At 46.9% G+C, this 24,717-nt stretch carries 21 protein-coding genes; 9 read left to right on the top strand and 12 right to left on the bottom strand.

Annotated features, from left to right (window positions below; translation table 11 throughout):
- Window positions 1-600: 600 nt before the first annotated feature.
- Window positions 601-1,008, top strand: a complete 408-nt coding sequence (gene umuD / locus Q365_RS0123435; protein WP_028025648.1) for a translesion error-prone DNA polymerase V autoproteolytic subunit — start codon at window positions 601-603, stop codon at window positions 1,006-1,008.
- Complete coding sequence (locus tag Q365_RS0123430) at window positions 996-2,249, top strand: Y-family DNA polymerase (protein WP_028025647.1); 1,254 nt, start codon at window positions 996-998, stop codon at window positions 2,247-2,249. Before umuD ends, Q365_RS0123430 begins: the two co-directional genes overlap by 13 nt.
- A 9-nt stretch (window positions 2,250-2,258) precedes the next feature.
- On the opposite strand, the gene Q365_RS0123425 is transcribed toward Q365_RS0123430, so the two are convergent.
- The 5 genes from Q365_RS0123425 to cra all read right to left on the bottom strand — a co-directional run bounded on the left by Q365_RS0123425 (window position 2,259) and on the right by cra (window position 5,979).
- The gene (locus Q365_RS0123425; protein WP_028025646.1) at window positions 2,259-2,717 is read right to left on the bottom strand and encodes a hypothetical protein; all 459 of its coding nucleotides are present in this window, start codon (window positions 2,715-2,717) and stop codon (window positions 2,259-2,261) included.
- A gap of 153 nt (window positions 2,718-2,870) precedes the next feature.
- Window positions 2,871-3,092 (bottom strand): EexN family lipoprotein, encoded by a 222-nt coding sequence (locus tag Q365_RS0123420; RefSeq protein ID WP_028025645.1) that lies wholly within the window; start codon window positions 3,090-3,092, stop codon window positions 2,871-2,873.
- Between the two features lie 424 nt (window positions 3,093-3,516).
- Entirely contained in the window at window positions 3,517-4,077 is a 561-nt protein-coding gene (locus Q365_RS0123410) for a type II secretion system protein (protein WP_028025643.1), read from the bottom strand.
- 285 nt (window positions 4,078-4,362) lie between these two features.
- Window positions 4,363-4,719 carry a YibL family ribosome-associated protein gene (locus tag Q365_RS0123405; protein WP_028025642.1) on the bottom strand — a complete coding sequence of 119 codons (357 nt, stop codon included), beginning with the start codon at window positions 4,717-4,719 and terminating at the stop codon, window positions 4,363-4,365.
- Between the two features lie 279 nt (window positions 4,720-4,998).
- On the bottom strand, window positions 4,999-5,979 hold the full coding sequence (cra, locus tag Q365_RS0123395) for a catabolite repressor/activator (RefSeq protein WP_028025641.1): 981 nt from the start codon (window positions 5,977-5,979) through the stop codon (window positions 4,999-5,001).
- Window positions 5,980-6,241: 262 nt separating this feature from the next.
- Here cra and fruB point away from each other — a divergent pair, with 262 nt between their 5' ends.
- From fruB to fruA, 3 genes are read left to right on the top strand one after another with little or no spacing between them, the layout of a single operon-like run.
- The gene (gene fruB / locus Q365_RS0123390) at window positions 6,242-7,357 is read left to right on the top strand and encodes a fused PTS fructose transporter subunit IIA/HPr protein (protein ID WP_028025640.1); all 1,116 of its coding nucleotides are present in this window, start codon (window positions 6,242-6,244) and stop codon (window positions 7,355-7,357) included.
- 6 nt (window positions 7,358-7,363) lie between these two features.
- Window positions 7,364-8,332, top strand: a complete 969-nt coding sequence (pfkB, locus tag Q365_RS0123385) for a 1-phosphofructokinase (protein WP_028025639.1) — start codon at window positions 7,364-7,366, stop codon at window positions 8,330-8,332.
- Complete coding sequence (gene fruA, locus Q365_RS0123380) at window positions 8,329-10,062, top strand: PTS fructose transporter subunit IIBC (RefSeq protein ID WP_028025638.1); 1,734 nt, start codon at window positions 8,329-8,331, stop codon at window positions 10,060-10,062. The genes pfkB and fruA overlap by 4 nt, the downstream gene beginning before the upstream one ends.
- A gap of 169 nt (window positions 10,063-10,231) precedes the next feature.
- On the opposite strand, the gene Q365_RS0123375 is transcribed toward fruA, so the two are convergent.
- From Q365_RS0123375 to Q365_RS0123365, 3 genes are all read right to left on the bottom strand, one after another.
- Window positions 10,232-10,699 (bottom strand): hypothetical protein, encoded by a 468-nt coding sequence (locus Q365_RS0123375; protein ID WP_028025637.1) that lies wholly within the window; start codon window positions 10,697-10,699, stop codon window positions 10,232-10,234.
- Window positions 10,700-10,811: 112 nt separating this feature from the next.
- Window positions 10,812-11,501, bottom strand: coding sequence for a DUF3334 family protein (locus tag Q365_RS0123370; RefSeq protein ID WP_028025636.1), 690 nt, complete (start codon window positions 11,499-11,501; stop codon window positions 10,812-10,814).
- Between the two features lie 74 nt (window positions 11,502-11,575).
- The gene (locus tag Q365_RS0123365) at window positions 11,576-14,860 is read right to left on the bottom strand and encodes an ATP-binding protein (protein WP_028025635.1); all 3,285 of its coding nucleotides are present in this window, start codon (window positions 14,858-14,860) and stop codon (window positions 11,576-11,578) included.
- A 267-nt stretch (window positions 14,861-15,127) separates the two neighbouring features.
- On the opposite strand from Q365_RS0123365, the gene Q365_RS0123360 reads away from it, so the two are divergent.
- The 4 genes from Q365_RS0123360 to Q365_RS0123345 all read left to right on the top strand — a co-directional run bounded on the left by Q365_RS0123360 (window position 15,128) and on the right by Q365_RS0123345 (window position 18,899).
- The gene (locus tag Q365_RS0123360; protein ID WP_028025634.1) at window positions 15,128-15,472 is read left to right on the top strand and encodes a DUF3802 family protein; all 345 of its coding nucleotides are present in this window, start codon (window positions 15,128-15,130) and stop codon (window positions 15,470-15,472) included.
- Window positions 15,473-15,591: 119 nt separating this feature from the next.
- Window positions 15,592-16,323: a tRNA-uridine aminocarboxypropyltransferase gene (locus tag Q365_RS0123355; RefSeq protein WP_028025633.1), complete on the top strand. Its 732-nt coding sequence runs from the start codon at window positions 15,592-15,594 to the stop codon at window positions 16,321-16,323.
- 195 nt (window positions 16,324-16,518) lie between these two features.
- Complete coding sequence (gene nagK, locus Q365_RS0123350) at window positions 16,519-17,424, top strand: N-acetylglucosamine kinase (protein WP_028025632.1); 906 nt, start codon at window positions 16,519-16,521, stop codon at window positions 17,422-17,424.
- 146 nt (window positions 17,425-17,570) lie between these two features.
- Window positions 17,571-18,899, top strand: a complete 1,329-nt coding sequence (locus Q365_RS0123345; RefSeq protein WP_245621602.1) for a GGDEF domain-containing protein — start codon at window positions 17,571-17,573, stop codon at window positions 18,897-18,899.
- 144 nt (window positions 18,900-19,043) lie between these two features.
- On the opposite strand, the gene Q365_RS0123340 is transcribed toward Q365_RS0123345, so the two are convergent.
- From Q365_RS0123340 to Q365_RS0123325, 4 genes are all read right to left on the bottom strand, one after another.
- Window positions 19,044-20,132, bottom strand: a complete 1,089-nt coding sequence (locus tag Q365_RS0123340; RefSeq protein ID WP_028025630.1) for a ketoacyl-ACP synthase III — start codon at window positions 20,130-20,132, stop codon at window positions 19,044-19,046.
- A 166-nt stretch (window positions 20,133-20,298) separates the two neighbouring features.
- On the bottom strand, window positions 20,299-21,669 hold the full coding sequence (locus Q365_RS0123335) for an SLC13 family permease (RefSeq protein ID WP_028025629.1): 1,371 nt from the start codon (window positions 21,667-21,669) through the stop codon (window positions 20,299-20,301).
- Between the two features lie 240 nt (window positions 21,670-21,909).
- Window positions 21,910-22,626, bottom strand: coding sequence for a SanA/YdcF family protein (locus Q365_RS0123330; protein WP_028025628.1), 717 nt, complete (start codon window positions 22,624-22,626; stop codon window positions 21,910-21,912).
- Between the two features lie 129 nt (window positions 22,627-22,755).
- Window positions 22,756-24,447, bottom strand: a complete 1,692-nt coding sequence (locus Q365_RS0123325) for an NAD-dependent malic enzyme (RefSeq protein WP_028025627.1) — start codon at window positions 24,445-24,447, stop codon at window positions 22,756-22,758.
- Window positions 24,448-24,717 lie beyond the last annotated feature (270 nt).

Genomic DNA, 24,717 nt, shown 5'->3' with positions numbered 1-24,717 from the left:
TTGGACAGAAGGTCGTAGCTATGAAATCGCGGGTCGATTAGCTATGTACGCAGTACTGAATACCCTCCAATATTCTTGACGCATGGTTTGCTATTAGTATGACAAGCCAATGTTTTTATGGGTTATTTTCACTAGAAGGTAGAAGTCTACCCTCTCAGGATATGACTATGGATTGATGATTTTGCTTTTTATTAGTTCACCAACAATACCATCAGCCATCGCTTTTTGGCTAGTAAAGACAGTTGCAGAAACAGAAGAAAATGGCACGCGTGTCAGCATTGTTCGCATAGTAAAAGAGTGGCGAGTCTATCAGGGTTCAAGCACTGCCCATAACCCCACTTTTTAAACCGTGTTGGTTCTGGTTAATGGAGTCCTGAACAGTAGGAAAGGTTAACAGAGTATACTCATGGACACCAAATTCAGCGAAATACTTGGTCAGATTTATGAAGATCTGGCACCCCATCATCATGCTCACATTCTTAGCCTCTATTGTAGCTGACAAAACGCATCGCTCAAATCTCCCGCTGTCGGCAAAGCTGGATCTTGCTTGTGAGACGAAAAAAGCTAAAATGAATACTGTATATATAAACAGTATAATTTATGAACATTATCCCTATTTTTGCTAGTGCCGGTATTACGGGCTTTGAGTCGCCAGCTGGCGACTACCGCCAACTTCCTTTAAGTTTGGATGAGCTGCTTGTTGAGCATCCGAGCGCGACGTTTATCGGCAAAGCGTCAGGCGACTCCATGCAGGGTGTGGGGATTTTCGACGGCGATATTTTGATTGTTGATCGTCACGTAACTGCCAGAGATGGCGACGTGATTGTGGCGAACCTTAACGGCGAATTCATCTGTAAGCTGCTTGATGTGCCGCGTCGTCTTTTGCTTTCGGCCAATGATAAGTATTCCTCTGTAGCTATCTCCAAACATGACACCTTTACCATTGAAGGTGTCGTGATCCGTTCTATCCGTTGTCACCGTCAGAGTCCACTTCTGTGTTCGCGTTAGTTGATGCTAATTCCTTCTACTGCAGTGCTGAACAGGTGTTCAGGCCAGATTGGCGCGGCAAACCCGTCATCGTACTTTCTAATAATGATGGCTGCGTAGTTGCGGCGAACCGCCAAGCGAAAGAGGTGGGCATTGAGAAATTCAAACCTTACTTTCAAGTCCGCGCGCGATGTGAGGCAGCAGGCGTGATTGTGTGCTCGTCGAACTATGAATTGTATGGCGATTTGTCAGATCGCATGATGCAGGTGATCGGACGCTTTGCGCCAGAGCAGCATGTCTATTCCATTGATGAGTCATTCTTGTCATTTCACCGTTGTAGTGCGGTGCCTGATTTGCGCGAGCAGGGGCAAGCGTTACGCCGAGCGGTGTGGAAAGAATGCCGATTGGCGGTAGGGGTTGGAATGGGACGAACCTTGACCTTAGCCAAGGTTGCTAATCATGCCGCGAAGAAGTTACAAGGTTACAAAGGTGTGTGCGTGTTGGATTCAGAAGCCGAGCGCATAGACGTACTTTCCCACATGGAAGTGGGAGATGTTTGGGGCGTAGGTCGTAAGATTGCTGCAAGGTTAAAGCTCCAAGGGATAAACACGGCGCTGCAGCTATCGCGGATGCCAACGGGTCTTGCTCGTAAGGAATTCAACGTTGAAATAGAACGCACCATTAGGGAGTTGAACGGCGAAGTCTGCAAAGGGTGGGACGTCGCCCGAGCCGATAAGAAACAGATATTTTCGACACGTTCAATGGGTGAGCGGATCACGGACCAAGAATCGTTACGCCAAGCTCTGTGCAAACACGCGGGAATCGCTGCGGCAAAGTTACGTGCGCAAGGGTCGTTGTGCTCAGTATTAATGGTATTTGCAGGAAATTCACCGTTTGATGAAAGGCCCAAAAGCTTTAAGCAGATGCAGCACTTTGCATTTCCAGCTGATGACACTGCGGTGATCACGTCAGCAGTGGCGACCATGGTGCCATTGTTGTTCCAAGAGGGTGTACGTTATTACAAGGTAGGTGTCGGACTGCTCGATTTGGTGAATGCTAAACATGTTCAACCCGATTTGTTTAACACCCAGCCAGGGAACCCGGCATTGATGCAGGCATTTGATGGATTGAATCAACGTTATGGTTCTGGTGCGCTATTTTTGGCCGCACAGGGGGTTGCTCCGAAGTGGGGCATGCGACGGGAGTTTTTATCGCCGCAGTACACAACACGTTGGGGAGATGTGCCAGTGGTACGGTGTTGAGTGTGATGATTACGAGTTTGATTCGAGCATAGCCATCACTTTATTGACGTTTTCTTTGTTTCTTCCAAAAGACGTTATTGATGGGCGAGCTAATGGTGAAGGACGGCTGTTGATTGAAATGCCAGATCGAGTAAAAAGGACAGTGATCAATTCTCCCCAACTTCCCAAAGACGCTTCCGTCTCAAACTCTAACCGTACCATCTCAATGTCACTGACTGTGTTCCAACCATGTATGACAGCGGCCCTTTTGCAGTTCTGATAGTTTCCATCATGAGAAGGGTATTCGGTCTTTCTTAGCAGTAGATTGCGTTTGCATTTATGGAAAACCAACCCGCTAATCAGTACCGTGTTTAGCGCCAAAAACCAATGTTCGGAGTAGGCAAGATAGAGTGAAGCAACTAAGCCTGAGAAGGGAACTAAAACTCGAACAAAAGACTCATTGGTCGTTGGTTCTATATATTTTTTCATTAACTATCGCCGATGGAGAAAGTGAAATCAATTTAACCATAAACGGCGCTTAACTAAGGTCATCATAGAATGATTAATTCGTTAAAAACCGTTTTTGGTTGGAACTGAAAAATGCAGCAATATTTCATTAATCTATGCACGTACGGTAAGGCCTTAGCCATTCTTCCACTTGTTGAGCAATAGTTTCTGCTTGGCTTTTAGAGCGTTTTTGCAGTTTTGACTTGTCGCTAGATTAGCGTCGTTATCACACTCAGCGACTTTAAGCGTCATTTGCTCTGGATTTTCCATATACCACTGTTTGTCTCGGGTTAGCTCTTCTTCGCTACAAGCTGAAATTAGAGCAACCAGCGCACTTATACAGACTAATTTTTTCACGAGTATCATCCTTGAAATTAATTCAGACCAAAGATGTTGAACCATCGTGTGTTCTGATGCTCAATTGGAAAGCTACTTTACGGAGAATGACTCATTAACCATGTAATTGACGGGATTGATTATTTCGAAGTGATGATTTTGATTCAAAAGAGAATGGTGAATGTTTGATTATTGGTATTTAATTGTGGAGCAAAGTATTGAGAGTGTCCTAGAACTAAAACACCCTAACGATTGTCTGCCTACTTCAGGGTCTTTAAACAAATACGCATATCTGCACAATCAAATTGACCGCTTCCTAGCGTTGGGAACGCTGCGTGATCTTTCAAGATACCATGGTGTTGAAAACCGCACTTTCTGAGTACATTAAGGCTTGCGGTATGACCAACATAAGGATGCGTCCATACCTCTGAAACGCCAATGAGCTTTAGCTGCCATCCCCTTCAAGTACTACTTCTTTAAACTCAAAATCTTTGAAGTGCATCACCTTGGCGGTAAAGGTGTTGCGGCCTGACTGGGCTTCAACAAAGCTAATATCAAATTGGCGATCATCGTCGAGGAACAGTGAATAGCTGTTGTTGTCGAACATGAATTTTGTCTGACTGGTAAGACGCTTTAGTTGTAGGTTCTGATGTTGATCTCCCCACACTGTGGCGATTCGTTTTTCATTGGCTGTTTCTGCCGCTGTATCGTCTGCATCTGAGCATTCCGTCACTGAGCTGTATGTGGAAGCGACAATGCACCAAGAACTGTCAGTCGTTGCCGTTTCAGAGGGAATGTTGATCAAATGGATGTAAGTCGGCTTCCATCGTTGGACCGACCGTGACGCCGTGAGGTCGACGAGTTGCAAAATATCGTGCTCGAGCTTCTCAGCGCGTGCTTGGTCAAATTGGTTACTAAAAACGGGGACAGCAACGGCCGTTATCGCGCCCAGAACCGAAATAGAAACAATCATTTCGATGAGGGTCAGTCCTTTGAAACGTTTCATGAGTGATTCCTGACTCAAGTGGTTTTCATTGCTTTTGGTGAATAGAAGATCAGTACTTGGGCAGGGTAGGCAAAGCAGAGAGCGAAGGTGAGAGTTTCAGATATTTTTGTCGAGGCAGGTCAATAAAAGAGTGTAATTTATGGCTTTGTCGCTATTGGACACAAGATTATCGAGGATGTGGTTCAGTCGTGCTCTTAGTGTAGCGGAATGAACAGTGAGAATACCAAGCTGCGAAGTAGGATCTCGCGGCTAAGTGGATTCTCACTGTTTAAGATGCTCGTGTGATTAGAACGGCTTGTGTGCGTAGCCTGTTACTTCTTCAACACCGATTTCTTTACCCAATGCTGTCATCGGGTGCACAACCATCAAACCGCGCACAGATTTCTTCAACTTGCCCATGTCTGCTTGTTCAGCTTTTGACAATGCACGGTTGAACTTCAACGCGACGATTTTCTGTGCTTTTTCACTAAGCTGGCTTTGCAGCTTCGCTTTGGTGTCAGAGATTCTCATCGTCAGCTCATTGATCTGAGTAGTCAGCGTTTCGATGTCTTCATGGTTTTTAGTCACGTTAGCAACATCTAGCTGACGGCGGCACAAATCAAGCTTTGCGTTATCTTCTTGCAGGGTCGTTTTTAAATTCATGGCTTTGCCTTTTCAAACATGCCTTGTTCAGGTGCCTTCCAAATCAAAAGGCCTGCTTTAAGGCGTTCATCTGTCATTAATTTGATGTGGGGGAGTATACCAGCAAGTGTTTTGTCTTTTCCTAAAAATGTGAGCTTAATCCGCTACCTTGCGCATTTGTTATCGAATGAAGCCCAAATCCGTATAGAACATCGGCAATTTGCGTAAACGAACGCTGTACCGTTATCGGCCATTCACTCGTTCATTCTTTTGTTTTCTCGCTCATTGCGACTGGCTAAGTCAGCTTCGCCATTTCGGTTTTCTTGGCACAACCTCAACGCCTTGTTGGTAGCGGCCTGAAATAGCATTTAGCGTGAGTTCTAATGCATGCTCACTGATAAGCTCAAACTGTTGAGGCAATGAGTGGACTTTCATCGGAATGAAATCGAGCATACGGTTATCGCCAAAGGTAGCGAATCGTGTTCTGGTCGCAATCTCTGGGTGAACAAGAATGGCATCAAGCACGCCTTCAAACAACGCATAAGACGTGGTGACAACGGCGTCAGGCAAGAGGTTATTGTCATACCAGCAAAGCATTAATCGTTTGCCTTCTTCTTGACTGAACTGTTCGCCGTTAATGACTTGAGTGGCGACACCAGCTTTGTTAGCCGCTGAAATAAAACCACGTTCGCGTTCTCGTGAAATCCCTAGTTCTGGGACAGCACCGATCAACCCAACAGACTTGATCTCGCCATCAAGCAGTTTCTCAGTTAACGCAAAGGCACCTTCTAAATCTTCACTGATCACACACGCGAAATCTTCGTCATTCAGCGCACGGTCAATGGCGATCACCGGGGTGCCTGAAGCCTGAATGGCAGGGTAAAAGCTATTGTCTGCGGGTAAGGAGGTCGCAACAATCAAAGCGTCTATTTTTCGATTGAGTAGAGTGTTGGCAACCTGCATTTCTGTGGTTGGGTTGTCATCAGAGCAACTAATGATCAATTGATAGCCAGCCTGTCGAGCGTCTCGTTCCAGTAGCTTGGCGATTTTTGCATAGCTGGTGTTTTCTAAGTCAGGAATAACTAGGCCAAAGGATCGGCTCGTGCCTGCTCTTAGTGCGCTGGCGGCATGATCGGGGCGATAGTTATGTTCGTCCACTACGGCCATGACTTTCTGCTGGGTTCGTTCGCTAATGCGATACTTGGCCGATTTCCCGTTGATGACATAGCTTGCCGTGGTACGTGAAACACCCGCCAGTTTGGCAATTTCATCTAGCTTCATGGTTTCTTATGCCCGTTGTCGTGCTCGTGGTAAGCAAGTTGTGCGCGTGATCAAAAAACGCAAATTGGATCATCATCATTCTTTGCATTATAGGCTGAAAGGATTCAGCATCAATAGCTGAAAGGTTTCAGCATGTTTAAAAATGTGCGCGAAACCCATTTTTTTACTTCAATGCTGAAACGATTCAGCTTTGAAGTAACCAGACATCACTGAGACACGTAACAGTGGGTGACAATGATTCACCAAACGGCGAGGTAGCAACATGTTGGAACTGACACCAAACGATATTCTCTTAGGCAAACACGCAATAACCAAGCAAGACGCGATAAAGGGCATCGCCCTAGATTTAGTCAACAAAGGCCTTGTCGCTGAAGGCTATGAGACGGGCATGTTGGCGCGTGAAGCTCAAAATTCGACGTTTCTTGGCAATGGTATTGCGATTCCACATGGCACGACTGATACGCGAGATTTGGTGAACAAAACCGGTGTTCAAATCCATCATTTTCCTGAAGGCGTTGATTGGGGCGATGGCAACACTGTGTATCTGGCCATTGGCATCGCTGCAAAATCTGATGAACATTTGGGGATATTGAAGCAACTCACGCATGTGTTGTCTGCAGACGACGTAGAAGACGCGCTGAAAAAGGCAGATTCCGCTGACGATGTGCTTACGGTATTGAATGGTGGCAATCAAAAAACACTGTTACTGGATGATTCTGTTATCACCATTGAGTTTCCCGCCGCTGATGTCATTTCGTTGATCGCTGTGAGTGCGGGCAAGTTAAAGAATGCAAAAGCCGTCAACGATGCATTTATTGCCGATGTGTTGGCGAAACCTGCCACATATTTGGGGCAGGGCCTTTGGTTGTCGTCTTCTGTCTTGGGGGTTAATCAACCGGCGCTGTCTTTCATTTCAGTGGCAACGCCGTTCGAATTGAACAGTAAACCAGTAAAAGGCTTGATGACCGTCGCGGCATCAGGCTCAGCGCATGTTGAGATCATGAATAACCTCAGTGCGCTTCTGTTCAATGGAAGTGTGGCAGATGTGTATGCAAAGTCTTCCGGTGATGTGATCAAAGCGCTGACGGAATTGCGACAGGCTGGGATTAGCAAAACGTACAAAATCAAAAATGCGCATGGCCTACATGCACGCCCAGGCGCGATGTTGGTGAGTGTGGCGAAAAAATATGAGTCACAGATTTGGGTATCCAATGCCAGCACTGACGCCAAGCAAGTGAATGCCAAGAGCTTGATGAAAGTGATCGCGTTAGGTGTGAAACATGGACACGAACTGGAATTTACCGCGGATGGTATTGATGCGCAGCAAGCCATAGATGCGATTGGCGAGGCCATCAGTAACGGTTTAGGTGAGGGTTAAATGATGATGAATAGTAACGGTGTCGTGACTGTCACCTTAAACCCCGCTTTAGACATGACTGGAAGCATGGGAACACTGAAAGCAGGTTTCGTGAACCTGATTGATGCTTCGAACCTTAACCCCGGTGGCAAGGGTGTGAATGTCGCAAAGGTACTTGCCGAACTTGGTGCAAACGTCACGGTAACGGGCTTTCTCGGCGCGGAAAACCAAGACCCATTTGCTCATTTGTTTGAGCAACTTGGGGTCAATGACCAGTTTATTCGTGTTGAGGGTGCATCTCGCATCAACGTGAAGTTGGTTGAAGATACTGGCCGTGTAACAGATTTGAACTTCCCTGGCGTCACCGTAGATTCCGCTGCGCTACACGCTTTTGAGAACACCTTGTTTGAACTGGCTGAAACCAATGATCTGTTTGTGATTGCAGGTAGCCTTCCTGTCGGGGTGACTCCTGAGCATTTACACGGTTGGATTTCCGCGTTGCGCGAGAAAGGAAAGAAAGTCTTTTTTGACAGCAGCAATGCCGCCTTGGTTGAGGGGCTAAAAGCATCCCCTTGGTTGGTGAAACCTAACGATGAAGAGTTATCGCAGTGGGCGGGTAGAGAGTTGACCGACTATCAGTCACTGCTTGACGCTGGCGCAGCGTTGGCAGCTACGGGCATTCAAAATGTTGTTATTTCACGGGGTGCTGACGGGGTGCTTTGGTGCTGCGAGGGAGAATGGTTAGCAAGCCAGCCGCCGAAGATGGAAGTGGTTAGCACCGTGGGGGCTGGAGATACCCTGGTCGCGGGCATGTGTTGGGCGGAACTCAATCAATGGACAAAAGAAGCGTCGCTCCGTTTTGCCACCGCCTTGTCTGCGTTGGCTGTCACCCAGATCAATGTTGGTGTCTCTGATATTAACCAAGTAACCGCTATTCAAAATGAAATTTGTATCGAATCGTTATCCGCCGATAATCAATCAGGGGTAGAGAGATGAAAGCCGTAATTATTACATCGTGCCCAAGTGGCGTCGCAAACACCATTATTGCAGCTGGTTTGTTGGAAAAAGCAGCGTCTGCGTTGAAATGGAGCACTGTGATTGAGTGTCAAAACACCGTTAAAGCCGTGGAAACAGTTTCTGAGTCAGACATTGAATCCGCTGACGTGGTCATTGCGGTGGGTACTGTTTCTGGTATGGCGCGTTTTGATGGTAAGAATGTCTATCAAGCGTCTTTAGAAGAATGCTATGCCAATGCGACCGATTTAATCAAACATGCTGCGGAAAACGCGAGTGTCTATGTACACAGTGCCGTCGCATCAGAATCAGACATGTCAGCGCAAGCGCAAAAACGCATTGTGGGTATTACAGCGTGTCCAACAGGTGTTGCGCATACATTTATGGCCGCAGAAGCGGTGGAAGAGGAAGCCAAAGCGCAAGGCATGTTGGTGAAGATTGAAACTCGTGGTTCGGTGGGTGCGAAGAATCAACTGACAGAAGAGGAAATCGCGCAGGCAGATTTGGTGTTTATTGCTGCCGATATCGAAGTAGATATGTCTCGCTTCGACGGAAAGCGTGTTTACCGTACTAGCACTGGCGCGGCACTCAAGAAAACAAAACAAGAATTAAATCAGTCTTTTGAGCAAGCGGAATTGTATATACATTCTGGAGCCAAAGCTGGTGGCGGGAACAAAAACGAACGTACTGGCGCTTATAAACACTTGATGACAGGCGTTTCGCATATGCTGCCATTGGTTGTTGCTGGTGGGCTGTGTATTGCGCTGTCTTTTGTATTTGGTATCGAAGCGTTTAAAGAAGAAGGCACACTTGCTGCTGCATTGATGGAAATTGGCGGCGGAAGTGCATTTGCGCTCATGGTTCCGGTGCTGGCGGGTTTCATTGCTTTCTCAATTGCAGATCGCCCTGGTTTAGCGCCAGGTTTGATCGGCGGTATGCTTGCAAGCTCTACAGGCGCTGGTTTCCTTGGCGGTATTGTGGCGGGCTTCTTGGCGGGTTACACCGCGAAATTCATTGCTGATAAAGTGGAATTGCCAGACTCGATGGCAGCCCTGAAACCGATTCTTATCATTCCATTGGTGGCGAGTTTGATCACCGGTCTAGTGATGATCTTTGTGGTGGGTGGCCCTGTTGCTGGCGTCATGAACAGTTTGACCGAGTTCTTGAACAGCATGGGTTCGACCAACGCCGTGTTACTTGGTGTGATTCTCGGGGCAATGATGTGCTTCGATTTGGGCGGCCCGGTTAACAAAGCGGCCTATACCTTTGGTGTTGGTTTGTTAGCGTCACAAACGTACACGCCGATGGCCGCTGTCATGGCTGCGGGCATGGTACCTGCGATGGGTATGGGGTTAGCGACGCTGTTGGCGAGAAGTAAGTTTTCAATGCAAGAGCGTGAAGCGGGTAAGGCATCGTTTGTGCTTGGTCTTTGCTTTATCTCAGAAGGGGCCATTCCATTTGCGGCACGTGACCCAATGAGAGTTATCCCAGCATGTATTGCCGGTGGAGCGTTAACAGGTGCGTTATCGATGCTGGTTGGTGCCAAACTCATGGCTCCTCATGGCGGTATCTTTGTGTTGTTCATTCCAAATGCGATTACACCAGTGCTGCTTTACTTAGGCGCGATTGCGGCGGGTACGATTGTTACGGGCGTTGTATATGCGGCGCTGAAGCAACGTGAAGAGGCGCAAGCCGCACCGCAAGCGGCATAGCAGACATCACTGACAACATAAGCGGTGAGTCATAGCCTGAAGCGAATGTGCTCATACAAATAATGAAAGACAAAAGAGCCGACACTGATGTCGGCTCTTCTTCGTGTTGAAAATGTCGTAAAGAGTATGTCGAATGGATAACGTTGTTTGTAAAAGGCGTGGCTTTTCTCTATCGCAAAGAGCGGCGTGATTGATAGAGGTTCAATCCATTTTGACCTTGCATAAATGCAACGTGCAATTCCACCAGTAACTCACTCTCTTTTAGCCATGCGTTGTCGTGCTGTTGCTGACAAAACTCCATCATCGAGACGATGATCGTATCGAGCTTTTTAAGGCTCCATCTTTTAACGTCTTTCTCTACCTCAGCATGAGTCGCGAGTGCTTGAAGCTTGGCATAGCAAAACTGCATGTAGTTATACGCTTCTTCGACTTTTCCTTCGCTTTCATAGTGACGCTGTAACCTATCACAACCGTCAACAAAATAGGCAATGGCATCACTTTGACGATCATCGATAGGGGGCGTAAATAGGAAACTGGGGGTGTTAGCAATAATCGTCACAAGTTCTTGATAGCTCGCGCTGCGGCCTTGTTGATACCAAGTTTGTATATCTTCAAACCAATTTTCATTCACAAGCATTAACCTAGGCTCCTTGGTGTTATTGAAGCGACGCCAAGCTGGCAGTCGATAGTGGCGGGAAACCGCCACGAAGGTATCTAGATTTATCGGTGTTTATCACTTGAATTGGGGCTTAGATGCCGAGATCGTCCATCAAAGAATCTGTTTCATCTTCAGGTTGTTTCTTGCCGGATTTTGCGTCTTTCCCATTCAGCTTGTTGGAAACCTCAGTTTCTAAGATCGCATCGGGGTTGATCTCTTCGGCTTCTTCGAACTCTTCGAGCTGAATGAACTCGGTGCGTTCCATTGCCAGCTCAAGATAGAAAATATTGTTGTCTTCAGTGCTGAAGCTCACTCTGCGCGCTTGTGGTCGTTCGATGTTGCTATCAACCGTGACATTAATGTTCTTGTTAATGGCCATCATCTTGGGTTGATTCTGCGTAATGTTCGTCTGCAAAGAACGCTTCACCTTGCCGGTAAAATCGCCCACGATCTGATTCATCAGCTCACCAAGGACGTCTGCCACTTCATCGGATGTATGCAGCGTAGCAAGCTCTTCTTCGGGCATACCCATATTTGACATGTACTTTTTGTACAGCTCAAGCGCAGATTTAGCATCAAAATTGATGACAACAAGGCCAGAAAATCCGCCGTCAAACAACACAAAACAACCAAAGTCGGGCTTCAAACTGGTTTTAGTGATCTTCTGCACCATGGCAGAGTGATGAACCGATGAGTCTGTTGCTTTGCTAAGTACGCCAGTCACTGACTGACAAAGCTTGAGTAGAATATCTTCTGTTGTGACAACTTTCGTCTTTCTCATATGTGGCTCGCTCGTTAGTTTTTTTAGATTTATCTCGTCAAGTTTGGCACTAAAACGGGAAACCTGCTGAGTTCTCACGTGTTAGGTGTGTCTGCTTTTGCATAATCAAGCTCGGCTTGTAGGTCGTCTCTTTTTGTTTCTACGGCGCGAATGGTGCCTTCAAGTTGTTCTCCCAAAGCGAATAGCAGCGACTCAACGTTTTCATCGTTGGTGTTAGCGCTTTGTTCTAATGACACACATAGGTCAGACAAATCAAAGGCGCCGATACTGCGAGAAGAGGTTTTTAATTTATGTGCAGAGGCTTTAATTTTTTCGAAATCGTAAGGGGCGTGCGAGACAGCGAGGTCTTTAAGCTCCGGCACGCAGTGTTTGACGTACTCACCGAGAACATCACAATAGGTTTCCTTGTCACCCCAAAACAGCTTGTCGAGCACGCTAGGTTCAAGTTCAACCGTCGTTGGCGTTGGCGTTTGTGTCTGGGTCTGCGTTGGTGTAGTGACTGTCAATTCCAACGGAGTGTCTTCCATTGTGTGTTGGTCCGATTGTGGTCGCAGAGCAACATCCGAATAGGGTTCGCTTTTTGAACACCACTTGCTGAGAACGCGCTGTATAACGTCAATTTCGACAGGTTTGGCAATGAAATCATTCATGCCAGTTTCTATGCATCGTTCGGCTTCGCCCACAAGGGCGTTGGCCGTGAGTGCGATGATAGGCACGAATTCATTGCGCTCCTTTTGTACGACACGAATTGCTTGAGTCAATTCATAGCCGTCCATATTAGGCATGTGACAGTCAGTGAGGACGAGTGTGAAGGATTGCTTTCGATAGGCGCGCAGTGCTTCTAGGCCGTCGGAGGTCATGACGACGTTATATCCAAGGTAGGTTAGCTGCTTGTTGATGACAGTCTGGTTCGTAACGTTATCTTCCGCCACCAATATGGTGCCGTTATCTTGGTCTGAACGTTCCATAAATGCTTCACGGGCTGTGGTATCAAGTGCAGGATAGTCAGGGCTTTCTAACCCCACGCAAATGCGTAGCCCACTCAGAAGGGTGGATAGCTTCATCGGAGACGCATAAATGGCAAACACATCGATACCGCCGTAGCGATGCACGGGGAGTGTCATGTCCAATTCGAGGTAGCGAATATCAGCGTTGGTAGAGATGAATGGCGGCATGAGCTGCTTCGTTTGGAGATAGTCACGACAAATGATGACGTACTTAACATCGTCTCTCTCAAATTTCTGCTGGTGGAGCAATTCAACCGAAAGACTATGGTTCAAGATGTTCATCTGCTGTAGGTAATTATCAATACCCACTTTAAGTGCGCCGTTTTCCAACGTGTTAACACAGATAAGATTGTTCAACGATGCAGCGGCTTGATTGAGCAGGTCAATGTTGCAACAACTCGGCGTGTTGATATTTTTCGCGATCGGAAGTTTGAATGTAACGGTAAAGGTGGAGCCGATACCTTCTTCACTCTCTGCTCTGATGTTACCGCCCATCAATGACACGATGTTCTGGCTAATCGCAAGGCCCAAGCCCGAACCGCCATATCGTCGAGTGGTGGAGTATTCCGCTTGTGTAAATGGCATGAATATCGCTTCGAGTTTGTCCGGGCTAATACCGATACCATTGTCTCGAATTTCAATGGACACCAACGAGCTACCTTCATCGTCCGATTGGTCTCGAATCCATACCTGCACTTCGCCACGATGCGGTTGCCCACCCGAAAATTTGATGCCATTGCCCATCAGGTTAAACAGAATTTGTCTTATCCGAGTTGGATCGCCTGACAAGGAGGAGGGCACCGTTGGTGCGACATAAAGCGTCAAAGATACATTTTTGTCACTGGCTTCAGTGGCCAAGTTGTCCATGACTTGTTCGGCAATGTTACGAAGGGAAAATGGCACGTCATCAATACGCATCTTTCCGGCTTCGATACGGGAAAAATCGAGAATGTCGTTGATGATGGAAAGCAGTGAAAGGGCTGAATCACGCACTGTGTTGGCAACGCCTAATTGCGTTGTATCTAGCTTGGAGCGACGAAGTATATCTATCATACCGATGACGCCGTTCATTGGCGTACGAATTTCATGGCTCATTGCTGCAAGAAACTGTGCTTTGGTCTTTGAGGCGGATTCGGCCAATTCTTTTTGATAGAGCAATTGTTCTCTTGCCTGATTACGCGAAATGATGTGATCACGAAAAGAGCTTAGCGCATGCGAAATCTGTCCGACTTCGTCAGGCCTATTTTTATATGGAATAGGGGTTTCGGTATTACCGTCCGCTAAGTTTCTCATTGTATCCGCGAGTCGAGCGATTGGCTGAGTCACCATTTTGTAGATATAGACAGTTAAAACGATACTGACCAATGACATGATGGCGAATAGGGCAAAGAAGGATATTTGGTTGTTTTTTAGCACATTGTTCAAACTGGCCATTGAGTTGGCGGCGCTGAAACTGGCGTCCCTAGAGAACTCGGTCAATGACGATTCAAGCGTTTTGTACTCAAGGTTGTTGATGGCTTTTAAAGACTGAATGGCTTGTTCTTTTTTTAACGGCTCATATTCATTAAAAATACGCGCAGTGCGAACCACGAGTGCTTCGTTTAGGGATTGGATCTTATCGAGCGCGCTCAACTCTTTTGAGTCGATGGTTGTTTCTTTTAATTGCGCGATATGGCGATCAAAGGATACGGAGTTTTCATCGAACTTTTGGATTTGGTTGTCTTCTCCGTTGAGATAGAAAAAGACAGACGTCATCATGTCGTCCGCCTCTTCTTTGAGGAGTTTAATTGTGTACTCTCTTTCAATCTGCACTCGCGGCGTAAGGAGTTGAGTCTGATTTGGGAATTGGCTGATCATTCGGAAAAACTCAACGCCAAACTGTGCCTTGATCAGTCGCTTTTCGTTCATGGCCCACTTCTCTCTCTGTGGGTCGTAATGCATGATCACGTCATTTTCAATTTTGCTAACGAAGGCTTCAAAGTTTGATTCGATTTGCTCAAGGTGTGTTGTGTTACCGTGATGAATCTTGCGCAGTTCAAGGAGTGATACTTCAAACTTGTTCTTTTTCTTGTAGTAAGTGTCCAGCGCGCCGTCTTGCCCCAGGGCATAACTCAACATACTTCGATTCATTTCACCTGCATACCGCAGCATAGAAACGGACAAAAGGGCGCTTGGAATTTCCAACTGACTGGTGTTGGTGGTGTCGGTGCTCGCACTGTCATGCATCACATAGGTAGAAACGGAAAGTAACATGGCACAAAGCGTCATCATGGCCATGATGAATCCGACCTTGCCGACAATGCTTTTTGAAAAAGGAAATTGGTTCGCGCGCTGAATTTGCTTATCTGACATCTCGAATCCTTGATGAAGTGCACTCTGTCCTTAAGTGCGGGCTGTATGTTTTTAAGCGTTTCTCGCCGCTATGAATGCAGGTGAAATCTGGTGGATAACTGAGGCTATGAACACCCACTCAGAGAACATGAACTTATAATGTAGTACGCATGCTTAGGTTGTGAGCGCTATGATTCAAATAAGTGACATGTGACGAATTTATTGGTATCAATTTTCAAATCAGCGCAATAAAATTGAACCAAAGAAGTTACGTAGTGGAGAAAATAGATGGTCGTTGAGTCGAGTGGATATGAGGCTTTGATCGAGTATTTTGTTGAAAACTTGGGTTCGTTTTCTGCGCCTGGAGACAAAGTCGGTTCTGAAACCATTGAAGATCTTGTTCATGAATTGGTCGCCAGTCAAATCATGGCAATTTGTGACCAAAACAAAGATATGCCTCAAGCACTTCGCTTTGAAGTGATGAGTGAAGCAGATAAAGTTGTTGCCGATTTGGAAGAGATACTGAGCTCGGTATGGAAGCAAAAACCGACCTATGCTCAAATCAATGTACTCGAAGAGTATATTGGCCTTGTTAAGAACCTATTTGACGCCGCTGTTTCTGAGTGCGCATAGGTTACTACGCCTAATCGGTGGCTGACGCCTGACACCTGTTTTCGTGCAATCACCAACTTGTGGTTGCACCGAACCATTCTCTGATTAAAATGCGCCTTTATTCTCTTTAGGCGCATTCAATGAACTTCCATTCAATTCATCAACTTTATGATCAACGCTTAGCCCAGTCCACGAAGCCTTTTCGTGCGCGAGGTGCCAGTGTCGTTCGTTGTATTCATTGCATGGTGGTTGAACGTCTTTGTATCTGTGCAGAAAGACGCACGTTGGCGACACACGCTGGGTTCTTGCTGGTCATGTATGACGATGAAGTACTGAAGCCAAGTAACACAGGGCGTTTGATTGCAGATACGGTCAAAGACACTTATGCCTATATTTGGTCGCGTAAGCAGCCTAATGAAGAGATGCTGGCCCTTATCAATGACCTTAGCTGGCAACCCTTTGTTGTGTTCCCTGAGCAATATGCGGAAGAGCAGCGTGTCGTCAATCAACCTGTACTTCAAGAAGGGAAACGCCCTTTGTTCATCATGATTGATGGAACATGGAGCGAGGCGAAAAAGATTTTCCGCAAAAGCCCTTGGCTCGATACTATTCCCGTGCTTAGCATCAAGCCTGATGCGCAATCTCGTTATCAGATGCGAGAAGCGGCTGGTGAATGTCAACTAGCGACGGCAGAAGTGGCCGCGAGAGTGCTTGAATTGGCTGGAGAGAAAGAAGCATCGGCTTGTCTGGACGCTTGGTTTGATGTGTTTCGTGAGCACTATATAACCGGCAAGAAGCAACGCAGCCTTCCCATTCCCGGTGCATTGGAGAAGTTTAGAGAGATTCGCCCCGCCGATACCCAAGTAACCTGAAGATTCTCGCTGAATCCTGCATTTTCAGGTTGCTTGGGTATTGTGGGACAAATTAATGCGACTTACCGCTCATAATCACAGTAGTCAGCAACGTACACGAAAGGTTATTTTGTCTTTAATCACATTCCCAAGCGTTTGAAACAGGGATAATTCGGACAGATTATAGATTTTAGTTTAGGAACAATGGAGTAAAGGATGTATTACGGCTTTGACGTGGGTGGGACAAAAATTGAATTTGGCGCGTTTGATCGCGATTTGAATCGTGTTGCGTCGGAACGCGTGCCCACGCCAGGGGACGACTACTCACTGTTGATCGAAACACTTGCAAGCTTGGTGGCTAAGTATGACCAAGAGTTGGGGTGTGAAGGCACTGTGGGCCTCGGTATTCCTGGTATTGAAAAAGCCGAAGATGGATCGGTATTAACGGTCAATGTTCCGGCAGCGAAAGGAAGAACACTTCGCGCTGATTTAGAAGCAAAAATCGGACGCAAGGTCGCGCTAAATAACGATGCAAACTGTTTTGCGCTATCAGAAGCATGGGACAAGTCACTGCAGGGCGAGAAAATTGTCCTTGGGTTGATTCTCGGCACCGGTTTTGGTGGCGGCATCGTTGTTAATGGCAAAGTACTTTCAGGCAAAAACAATGTGGCTGGCGAACTTGGCCACATGCGTATGCCTATCGACGCATGGTTGCACCTAGGTGATAACGCGCCGATCTTCGAATGTGGTTGTGAGAAGAAAGGCTGTATTGATAACTATCTATCAGGTCGTGGTTTCGAAATGCTGTATTCGCATTTTCACGGTGAAGATAAGAAAGCGATCGATATTATTTCTGACTTTAAAGCAGGCGTTGAACGCGATGCTGAATTCGTCGACAAGTACATAGAGATGCTCGCCATGGTCTTTGGCGGATTGTTTACAGGTATTGACCCTGACGTGGTTGTTCTTGGTGGCGGTTTATCAAACTTCGATTACATCTATGAAGAGATGCCAAAGCGTTTACCTAAGTACCTGTTGTCCATCGCCAACCCACCAACAGTTATCAAAGCAAAATACGGCGATTCCGGCGGTGTCCGCGGCGCTGCTTTCCTGAATATATAGTGCTGTCGGGCTGATATTGAAAGGCATCGTATTGATGCCTTTTCTGTATTCATTAAGCGATGGCGTCTTGGTTTCCCTTTTTGTATTGAGGCATTTACGAACTCCCTGTGAAGATTGGTGTTAATAATAATTGGATGAATGATTCTGTGACTTCTAGTGCATCCTCGTCGAGAACATTGATCGTACTGTTCACGCTCGTATTTTTTTCTATTGCTTCAATTATATGGTTTTATGCTGGTGGCGCGAAATCAACATATGTGTTGTCACCGACAGAGCTAACCTACCGGTATATTGATGACACGCCGATGGGAGGAGACACTCAAGGTGATGTAACAACAGATGATTCTGGCAACGTGGTATTAGGTTGCACCTTGGGTAGGGCGTATCAATGGCCTTTTTGTGAAGTCGCAATCAGCATTCGCGATGATGTGACGAAAGGTGTCGACTTAACGCATTACCATTCATTGGTCATTGAAGCGTCTTATATCGCGCCCAAGCCCAACGAGCGCTTACGTGTTTACCTTCGTAACTATAATCCAGCGTACTCCACTGTCGATGATCCCGTATCTCTTAAGTTTAATGGCTTGGAATATACCCCTAGCGAAACAATGTCTGAATACACGCTGCCACTGAAAGCATTTCAGGTGTTGTCATGGTGGATAGCCGGCCGAGATTTGGCATTGAAGCATTCTGGGCCAGAACTTAACAATGTGCCGCTTGTAGAGATAGCGACCAGCAGCACTCCGGTATTTGGTGACCATCGATTGGAAATCAAAAGCCTGCGTTTTGAAGGGCTTTGGTTGTCTGAATCACAACTGTTTAGAGGGCTTACCTCTCTGTGGCTTGTTGTAGTGGTAGTTATTCTTGCTCTGAAGTACCGACAGAGTCGGCTGACGTATAAGCTGGAGCGCTCCCGCGCAGAGCGACTCAGAACCATCAACGTGGCTTTGAAGCAGAAAAGTGAAACCTTGTCTGTGCTAGCAACGACGGATGCGCTGACAGGGTTACGAAATCGTCTAGATATATACGAAGCGCTTGAAGAACGCATTACGTCACGAGCAGACAGAAGTTGTACTGTGTTGTGTTTGGACATTGATCACTTTAAACACGTGAATGATACCTACGGACATGACATGGGGGATCGTTTACTCGTGTTGGCTGCAGACATCATGCGAGAATCCGCTTCAGGTAGCGATGTGATCGTACGTTGGGGAGGAGAAGAGTTTGTAATTTTCTGTCCGAAACGGAACTTAGCACAAGCATCATTCCTAGCTGAAAAAATCCGTTGGGCGTTTGAAGCGGCGACTTGGCCTCATGGTGAATTGCTGTCGTGCAGTATCGGTGTTTCTTCGATGCGCCAAGCGAGCATTGCTGCGATGATTGCTGACGCCGACGACGCACTATACCGCGCGAAGAACGGTGGTAGAAATCGAGTAGAGGTATTCGCCGAATCGCTGATACCCGCTGATGCTTGATGTGATTTACTGTACTTAGACATAAAAAGACCCCCAATAATTGGTTGTCCAACTATTGGGGGTCAGTTCATTATCGCTGCTTTTTCTTTATCGAGAGCGCCGCTTTGACTCTTGAACTAATGGCACTCTGAAATTGTGAGAGCGCTATTGGTTCTTCTCGGCATTCTCTTTGCAATGTTTGACGGCGTTTTCTAGCAGCCCCAGTGCCGATGTTTCAGGCTCGGGCAATGCCGCGTCTGACGTTGTCAGTGGAGTGACACGATCGCCCCAACGAATCATACCTGCGCCCCAAGTTAACCCTGCGCCAAACGCTGCCATCAGTAAGGTGCTATTTGGCGTCACACGACCTTCTTCAACGGCTTCACATAGCGCGATAGGAATGGTAGCAGCAGAGGTGTTTCCGTATTTGTGTATATTGATGAAGGCTTTGTCTAACGGAATCTTAGCGTGGTCGCAAAGCGCTTCAATAATGCGCTTGTTCGCTTGGTGAGGGATGACAAGGTCAATGTCACTGGCGGTCGCGTTAGCGCGATCCAATACAGCGCTGGCTGCTGCCCCCATACCTTTTACGGCACGTCGAAATATTTCACGACCTACGAAATTGAAGCTGAAATAGCCACTGTCTTCTTCAAAGCGCTGCATTGCAGTACCAAAGGCTGGAATGGCCAGTACATCACGGCCTTCAGCATCACAGCCCAATTGAGCATCAAGTAAGCCGACTTCTTTATCGGTTTTACTGAGAACAACGGCGCCTGCGCCATCCCCAAATAATACGGCGGTATCTCGTTTACTCCAATCGAGGTACCACGTTAGTCGTTCTGCACCGATAACAACAGCATGTTTATATGCGCCGGCTTGGATCATGCGTGTTGCAGTTTCTAACGCATAGAGGAAACCCGTACAGGCTGCGTTTAAATCAAAAGCTGCTGCGCGTTTGGCGCCAATATCTAGCTGGACTTTCGACGCGATATTTGGGATTAGTGTGTCAGGAGAGCAGGTGGCAACAATAATTAAGTCAACGTCTTCGCCGTTGATTCCTGCGCTTGCTAACGCATGTTTTGCTGCAACGGTAGCCATGTCTGAAGTATTAACGTGGCTGATGCGTCTGGCGCTAATACCAGTGCGCGAGGAAATCCATTCGTCGGACGTGTCGATGATTGTGCTGATGTCACTATTTGTAAGCTCTGCCTGAGGTAAACATTTACCCCAGCCCGCAATTTCGGCAAATGGCATGATGGTCTCTTGTTCTAATGGAGTTGGTCTCAGTTTAACGTCTGAGCATGGCTGAAACAAATAAGCGACGCTTTGGTAACAGTAAAATAAGGCGTTAAACAAGAAAAGTGGCCAAAAGGCCACTTTAAATTGCTGCGTCGTTTAATTGAAACTTACTGCATTGTGGTTACCAGAACATCCACGCAAAGATAGACAGCACAATGATAGCCACAACGTTAAGGTAAATACCCGCACGCATCATTTCAGATTGCTTAATATGCCCTGACGCAAACACGATGGCATTCGGTGGCGTCGCGACAGGTAACATAAATGCACATGATGCAGCGACAGCAATCAATGCCGAAAGGATGACAGGAGATACGCCAAGTGCTTCTGCAACCGTCGCAAATACAGGCACTAACAGCGCAGCACTTGCCGTGTTACTGGCGAACTCGGTAAGGAAGACCACGAAGGTGACCACAGCAAGTAGCGTAAAGAATATGCCTGCCGATGACAGAAAGCTGCTTAGGCCTTCAGCTAAGAACACACTGGTGCCTGTTGCTTTTAGTACGTTGCTGAGACACAGACCGCCACCAAATAGCAAGAGCACGCCCCAGTCAGCGGTTTTTTCGATTTCCTTCCATTTAACGACGCGAGAAGCGCCAAGCAAGATAATGGCGGAAATAGCGACCAAGGAATCAAACTTACTCAATCCACCCAGCATTTGATTAATAGGTTTGCTGAATATCCAGCAGAACACGGTAAGCGCAAAAATAGCGATAGTGATGCGACGCTCGTTTGTCCACTCAACCGGTTTGTGGTTTAACTCAAAGGTATGGCTCAGGTTCGGTTTTGTGAGTAAATACAGCACACCGATGGTGATTGGCAACAAGGTCACTGTGATTGGCAGGCCGAGTTTCATCCAATCAACAAAGCTCAAATTAACTTCAGCTGCGGCAATGGCATTCGGCGGGCTGCCTACAATTGTCGCGATACCACCGATACTTGCACAATATGCGATACCAAGCAGCACAAACACATAGGTTCCACGTTCTGATTTCGCATTGACTTTGCTCAGCACACCTAGCACCAAAGGAAGCATCATCGCGGTGGTTGCCGTGTTTGATATCCACATGGAAAGGCCAGCGGTAACACCAAATAACATCATCACTGCCACACTCATTCGGCCCTTGGCTATCACTAGCACCTTATCGGCGATGGCTTGGTCTAGTTTTTGGGTATGAAGCGCAGCGGCGAGCGCAAAGCCACCCAAGAACAAAAAGATAATTGGGTTTGAAAAATTGGCAAGTGCGGCGGATGTATTAAAGACACCGAAGCCAACGGCCAAGACGGGAACAAGCAGGGCGGTGATACTAACGTGCAGGGCTTCCGTTAGCCAAAGTATGGCAACGAAAATAAGCAGGCTTAAACCGACAACGACATCTTTCTCGTAAGGGAGAACGTTCATCAAAATAGCAAACAGTGCTACGTCGGCTAAGAGAATTAGGCTATTTCTGTTAAACAGCCAATTTTTGAAAGCAAGGGTTAATGCTGTCATATCGACTTCCTCTAATTTTATGTAGGGTTTTTCTTCTGAAATCGAAAGCATTATTGCGTGAGTGAATGGAGTTGTAGAGAGCGCAAATCCACATTATTAACAAGATGTTGCATGGGTATTTAAAACTGCGAGGGCGTGATTTCTTTATGGGTGTGTTTCTACCCATACACGTCAGGGAATGTAACCAGATGTGATTCAATGACCAGTGCGAATGGGCTTAGACGTCGTCGCGCGATGCTGTTATTCGGGTGCGTCGAGGCTTTCGTCTTCTGTTTGCTGAGGGTCGAGGAGAGTGTCTGCTGAGACAGTTTCAGTTGAGGTTGAAATGGTCTCTTTGGGTCCCAAGAACTTGGGTTGTTCGTTAAGAACATAGATATCTAAAATCGCTTTAACACGGGCAAGAATTTCACGCGTGCGGATCTTAAGCCCTGCGAGTCCTTTTGGGCTGGGAACGGCTAAGCAAATTGCGTCAATATCATAATAATCAGCAATAAACAGCGCACGCTCACAATGAAAAGCTTGAGTAACCAGAGTGAATTCATCGGCGTCGAATACTTTCTTCGCGCGTACGATCGAATCGAGAGTACGAAATCCCGCGTAATCTAGAAAAATACGATCATCGGGAATCCCGGCTCTTAGCATGTCCCGTTTCATCGTCCACGGCTCGTTATAAGAGCGATGTGCATTATCGCCACTGAGCAGCAATACGTCGATTTTGTCGTTCATGTACAACTGTTGAGCCGCTTCAATGCGATAGGTGTAATACGGGTTCAGTGTCTTACCAATGTATTTACTGGTGCCCAATACCAAACCAATGTTGCGGGAAGGTGTCGCTTCGATAGAGTCGTAAATTCGATCCCTTGCCTGAAAAGAGACCCAGAGATCCATCGCCACAATACTCAGTAGCGAAGCAGTAATGATGATTGAGACAAAAATTGACGCTTTACGAAATGACATCACAATTTGAAAGGCACTAAAACCAGTTTGGAACCAGAAGGTTAAACTAAAAGTTGGAAAATAACAAAAATAACCTCCGCTTATCTAAGAGAAGAGGAGGTTATTTATCATCGTTTAAACGCTAGGGAATTAGAACGACGTACGTTTGTACTGACGGTATTTAGGCTGCCAGAAAATAGCGTCGATACGCTCTTGCAATGCTTCGTCAGTCAACTCCAGCGCAACGCCTTGTTCAATGGCCTTCTTAGCAACAGCTAGGGCAATGTGACGAGATACCAATTGGATTTCCTCTAGCGGTGGAAGCAATGGACCACGACCATATTTTGCTAGTGGCGAGCACTCGGCTAACGCTCGGCTTGATTCCATTAGCATTTCATCAGTGACTCGCTTCGCTTCCGTCGCCAACACACCTAGCCCAATGCCCGGGAAAATGTAGCTGTTATTACACTGGGCAATGGTGAAGGTTTTTCCGCCATCCAATACCACAGGCTCGAACGGGCTACCGGTAGCCACTAACGCTTCACCATTTGTCCAACGAAGGATATCAAAAGGCGTCGCTTCAACACGGCTAGTTGGGTTAGACAGCGGGAAGACAATCGGGCGCTCACAATGCTCGTGCATTGTTTTGATCACTTCTTCGCTGAACAAGCCTGGTGCGCCAGAAACACCAATGAGTACTGTTGGCTTCGAGTTCTTCACAACATCCACCAAAGAGATGTTCTGATCAGCCAGTTCCCAATCTTTGATGGCAGAAGACTTCTGAACTAGGCGTTGTTGGAAATCCAACAAATTCGGCATGGCGTCAATCAATAAGCCCCACCGATCAACCATGAATACACGTTGGCGTGCTTCTTTGTCACTGATCCCTTCAGACACCATTTGCGCAATAATCGCTTCAGCGATGCCGCAACCCGCAGAGCCTGCACCGAGGAAGGTAATGCGTTGCTCGGAGAGTTTCGTGCCAGCCGCTTTACATGCTGCGATCAACGAGCCAACAGTAACAGCTGCAGTGCCTTGAATGTCATCGTTAAAGCAGCAAACACGGTCTTTGTAGCGCTCCAGAATCGGCATTGCATTCTTTTGAGCAAAGTCCTCAAACTGGATCAGTGCATCAGGCCAGCGATGTTGAACGGCTTGGATGAACTCTTCAATGAAGTCATCGTACTCTTGCCCTGTGATGCGTGTGTGTCGCCAGCCCATGTACATTGGGTCAGAAAGGCGTTGTGGGTTATTGGTACCCACATCGAGCACGATAGGCAGGGTATAAGCTGGGCTGATTCCGCCACATGCGGTGTACAGTGCTAATTTGCCGATTGGAATGCCCATGCCGCCAATACCTTGGTCGCCCAAGCCCAAAATACGCTCGCCATCGGTCACAACAATGACTTTAACGTTGTGGCGAGAAGAGTTGTTGAGCATGTCGTCGATACGGAAACGGTTAGGGTAGGAGATAAACAACCCGCGACCACGACGATAAATCTCAGAAAAGTTCTCGCAAGCCGCACCGACCGTCGGGGTGTAGATGATTGGCATCACTTCGCTGATATGGTTATTCACAAGACGGTAGAACAGGGTTTCGTTGGTATCTTGGATATTACGCAGGTAAATGTGCTTATCCATGTCATTTTCAAAACGTAGATATTGCTTATAAGCACGTTCAGCTTGTTCTTCGATAGATTCGATAGCTTCTGGCAGAAGCCCCTCTAGGTTGAAGAACATGCGCTCTTCAACAGAGAATGCGCTGCCCTTGTTGAGGAGCGGTGTTTCAAGCAACGCTGGACCAGCGTATGGAATGTAGAGAGGACGCTTTTGATTATGCATGGAGGAGACAACTCAACTCTTTCAGAAGGATATTTTAATAGTAAGTATAACCAAGCACCTTGAATACGCAGGATTCAACAATATCAGGCTAGTTGGTTATGTCAGTCATTTGGACGTTGGGATAATTATCCAGAACGTGAATAGTAGAGGGATAGGGCCTGTTGGTTCAAGTGCATTGTCAATAAACGCGTCTGTTGTTCACAGAAACAGTGAGCAAAACCAAAGGCAGTGGGTGGGAAATGACACATATCCCCAGAAAGATGCGAAAGG

The sequence above is a fragment of the Enterovibrio calviensis DSM 14347 genome, assembly GCF_000621165.1.
Classification (GTDB): domain Bacteria; phylum Pseudomonadota; class Gammaproteobacteria; order Enterobacterales; family Vibrionaceae; genus Enterovibrio; species Enterovibrio calviensis.
This window is presented reverse-complemented; position numbering and strand designations above follow the sequence as displayed.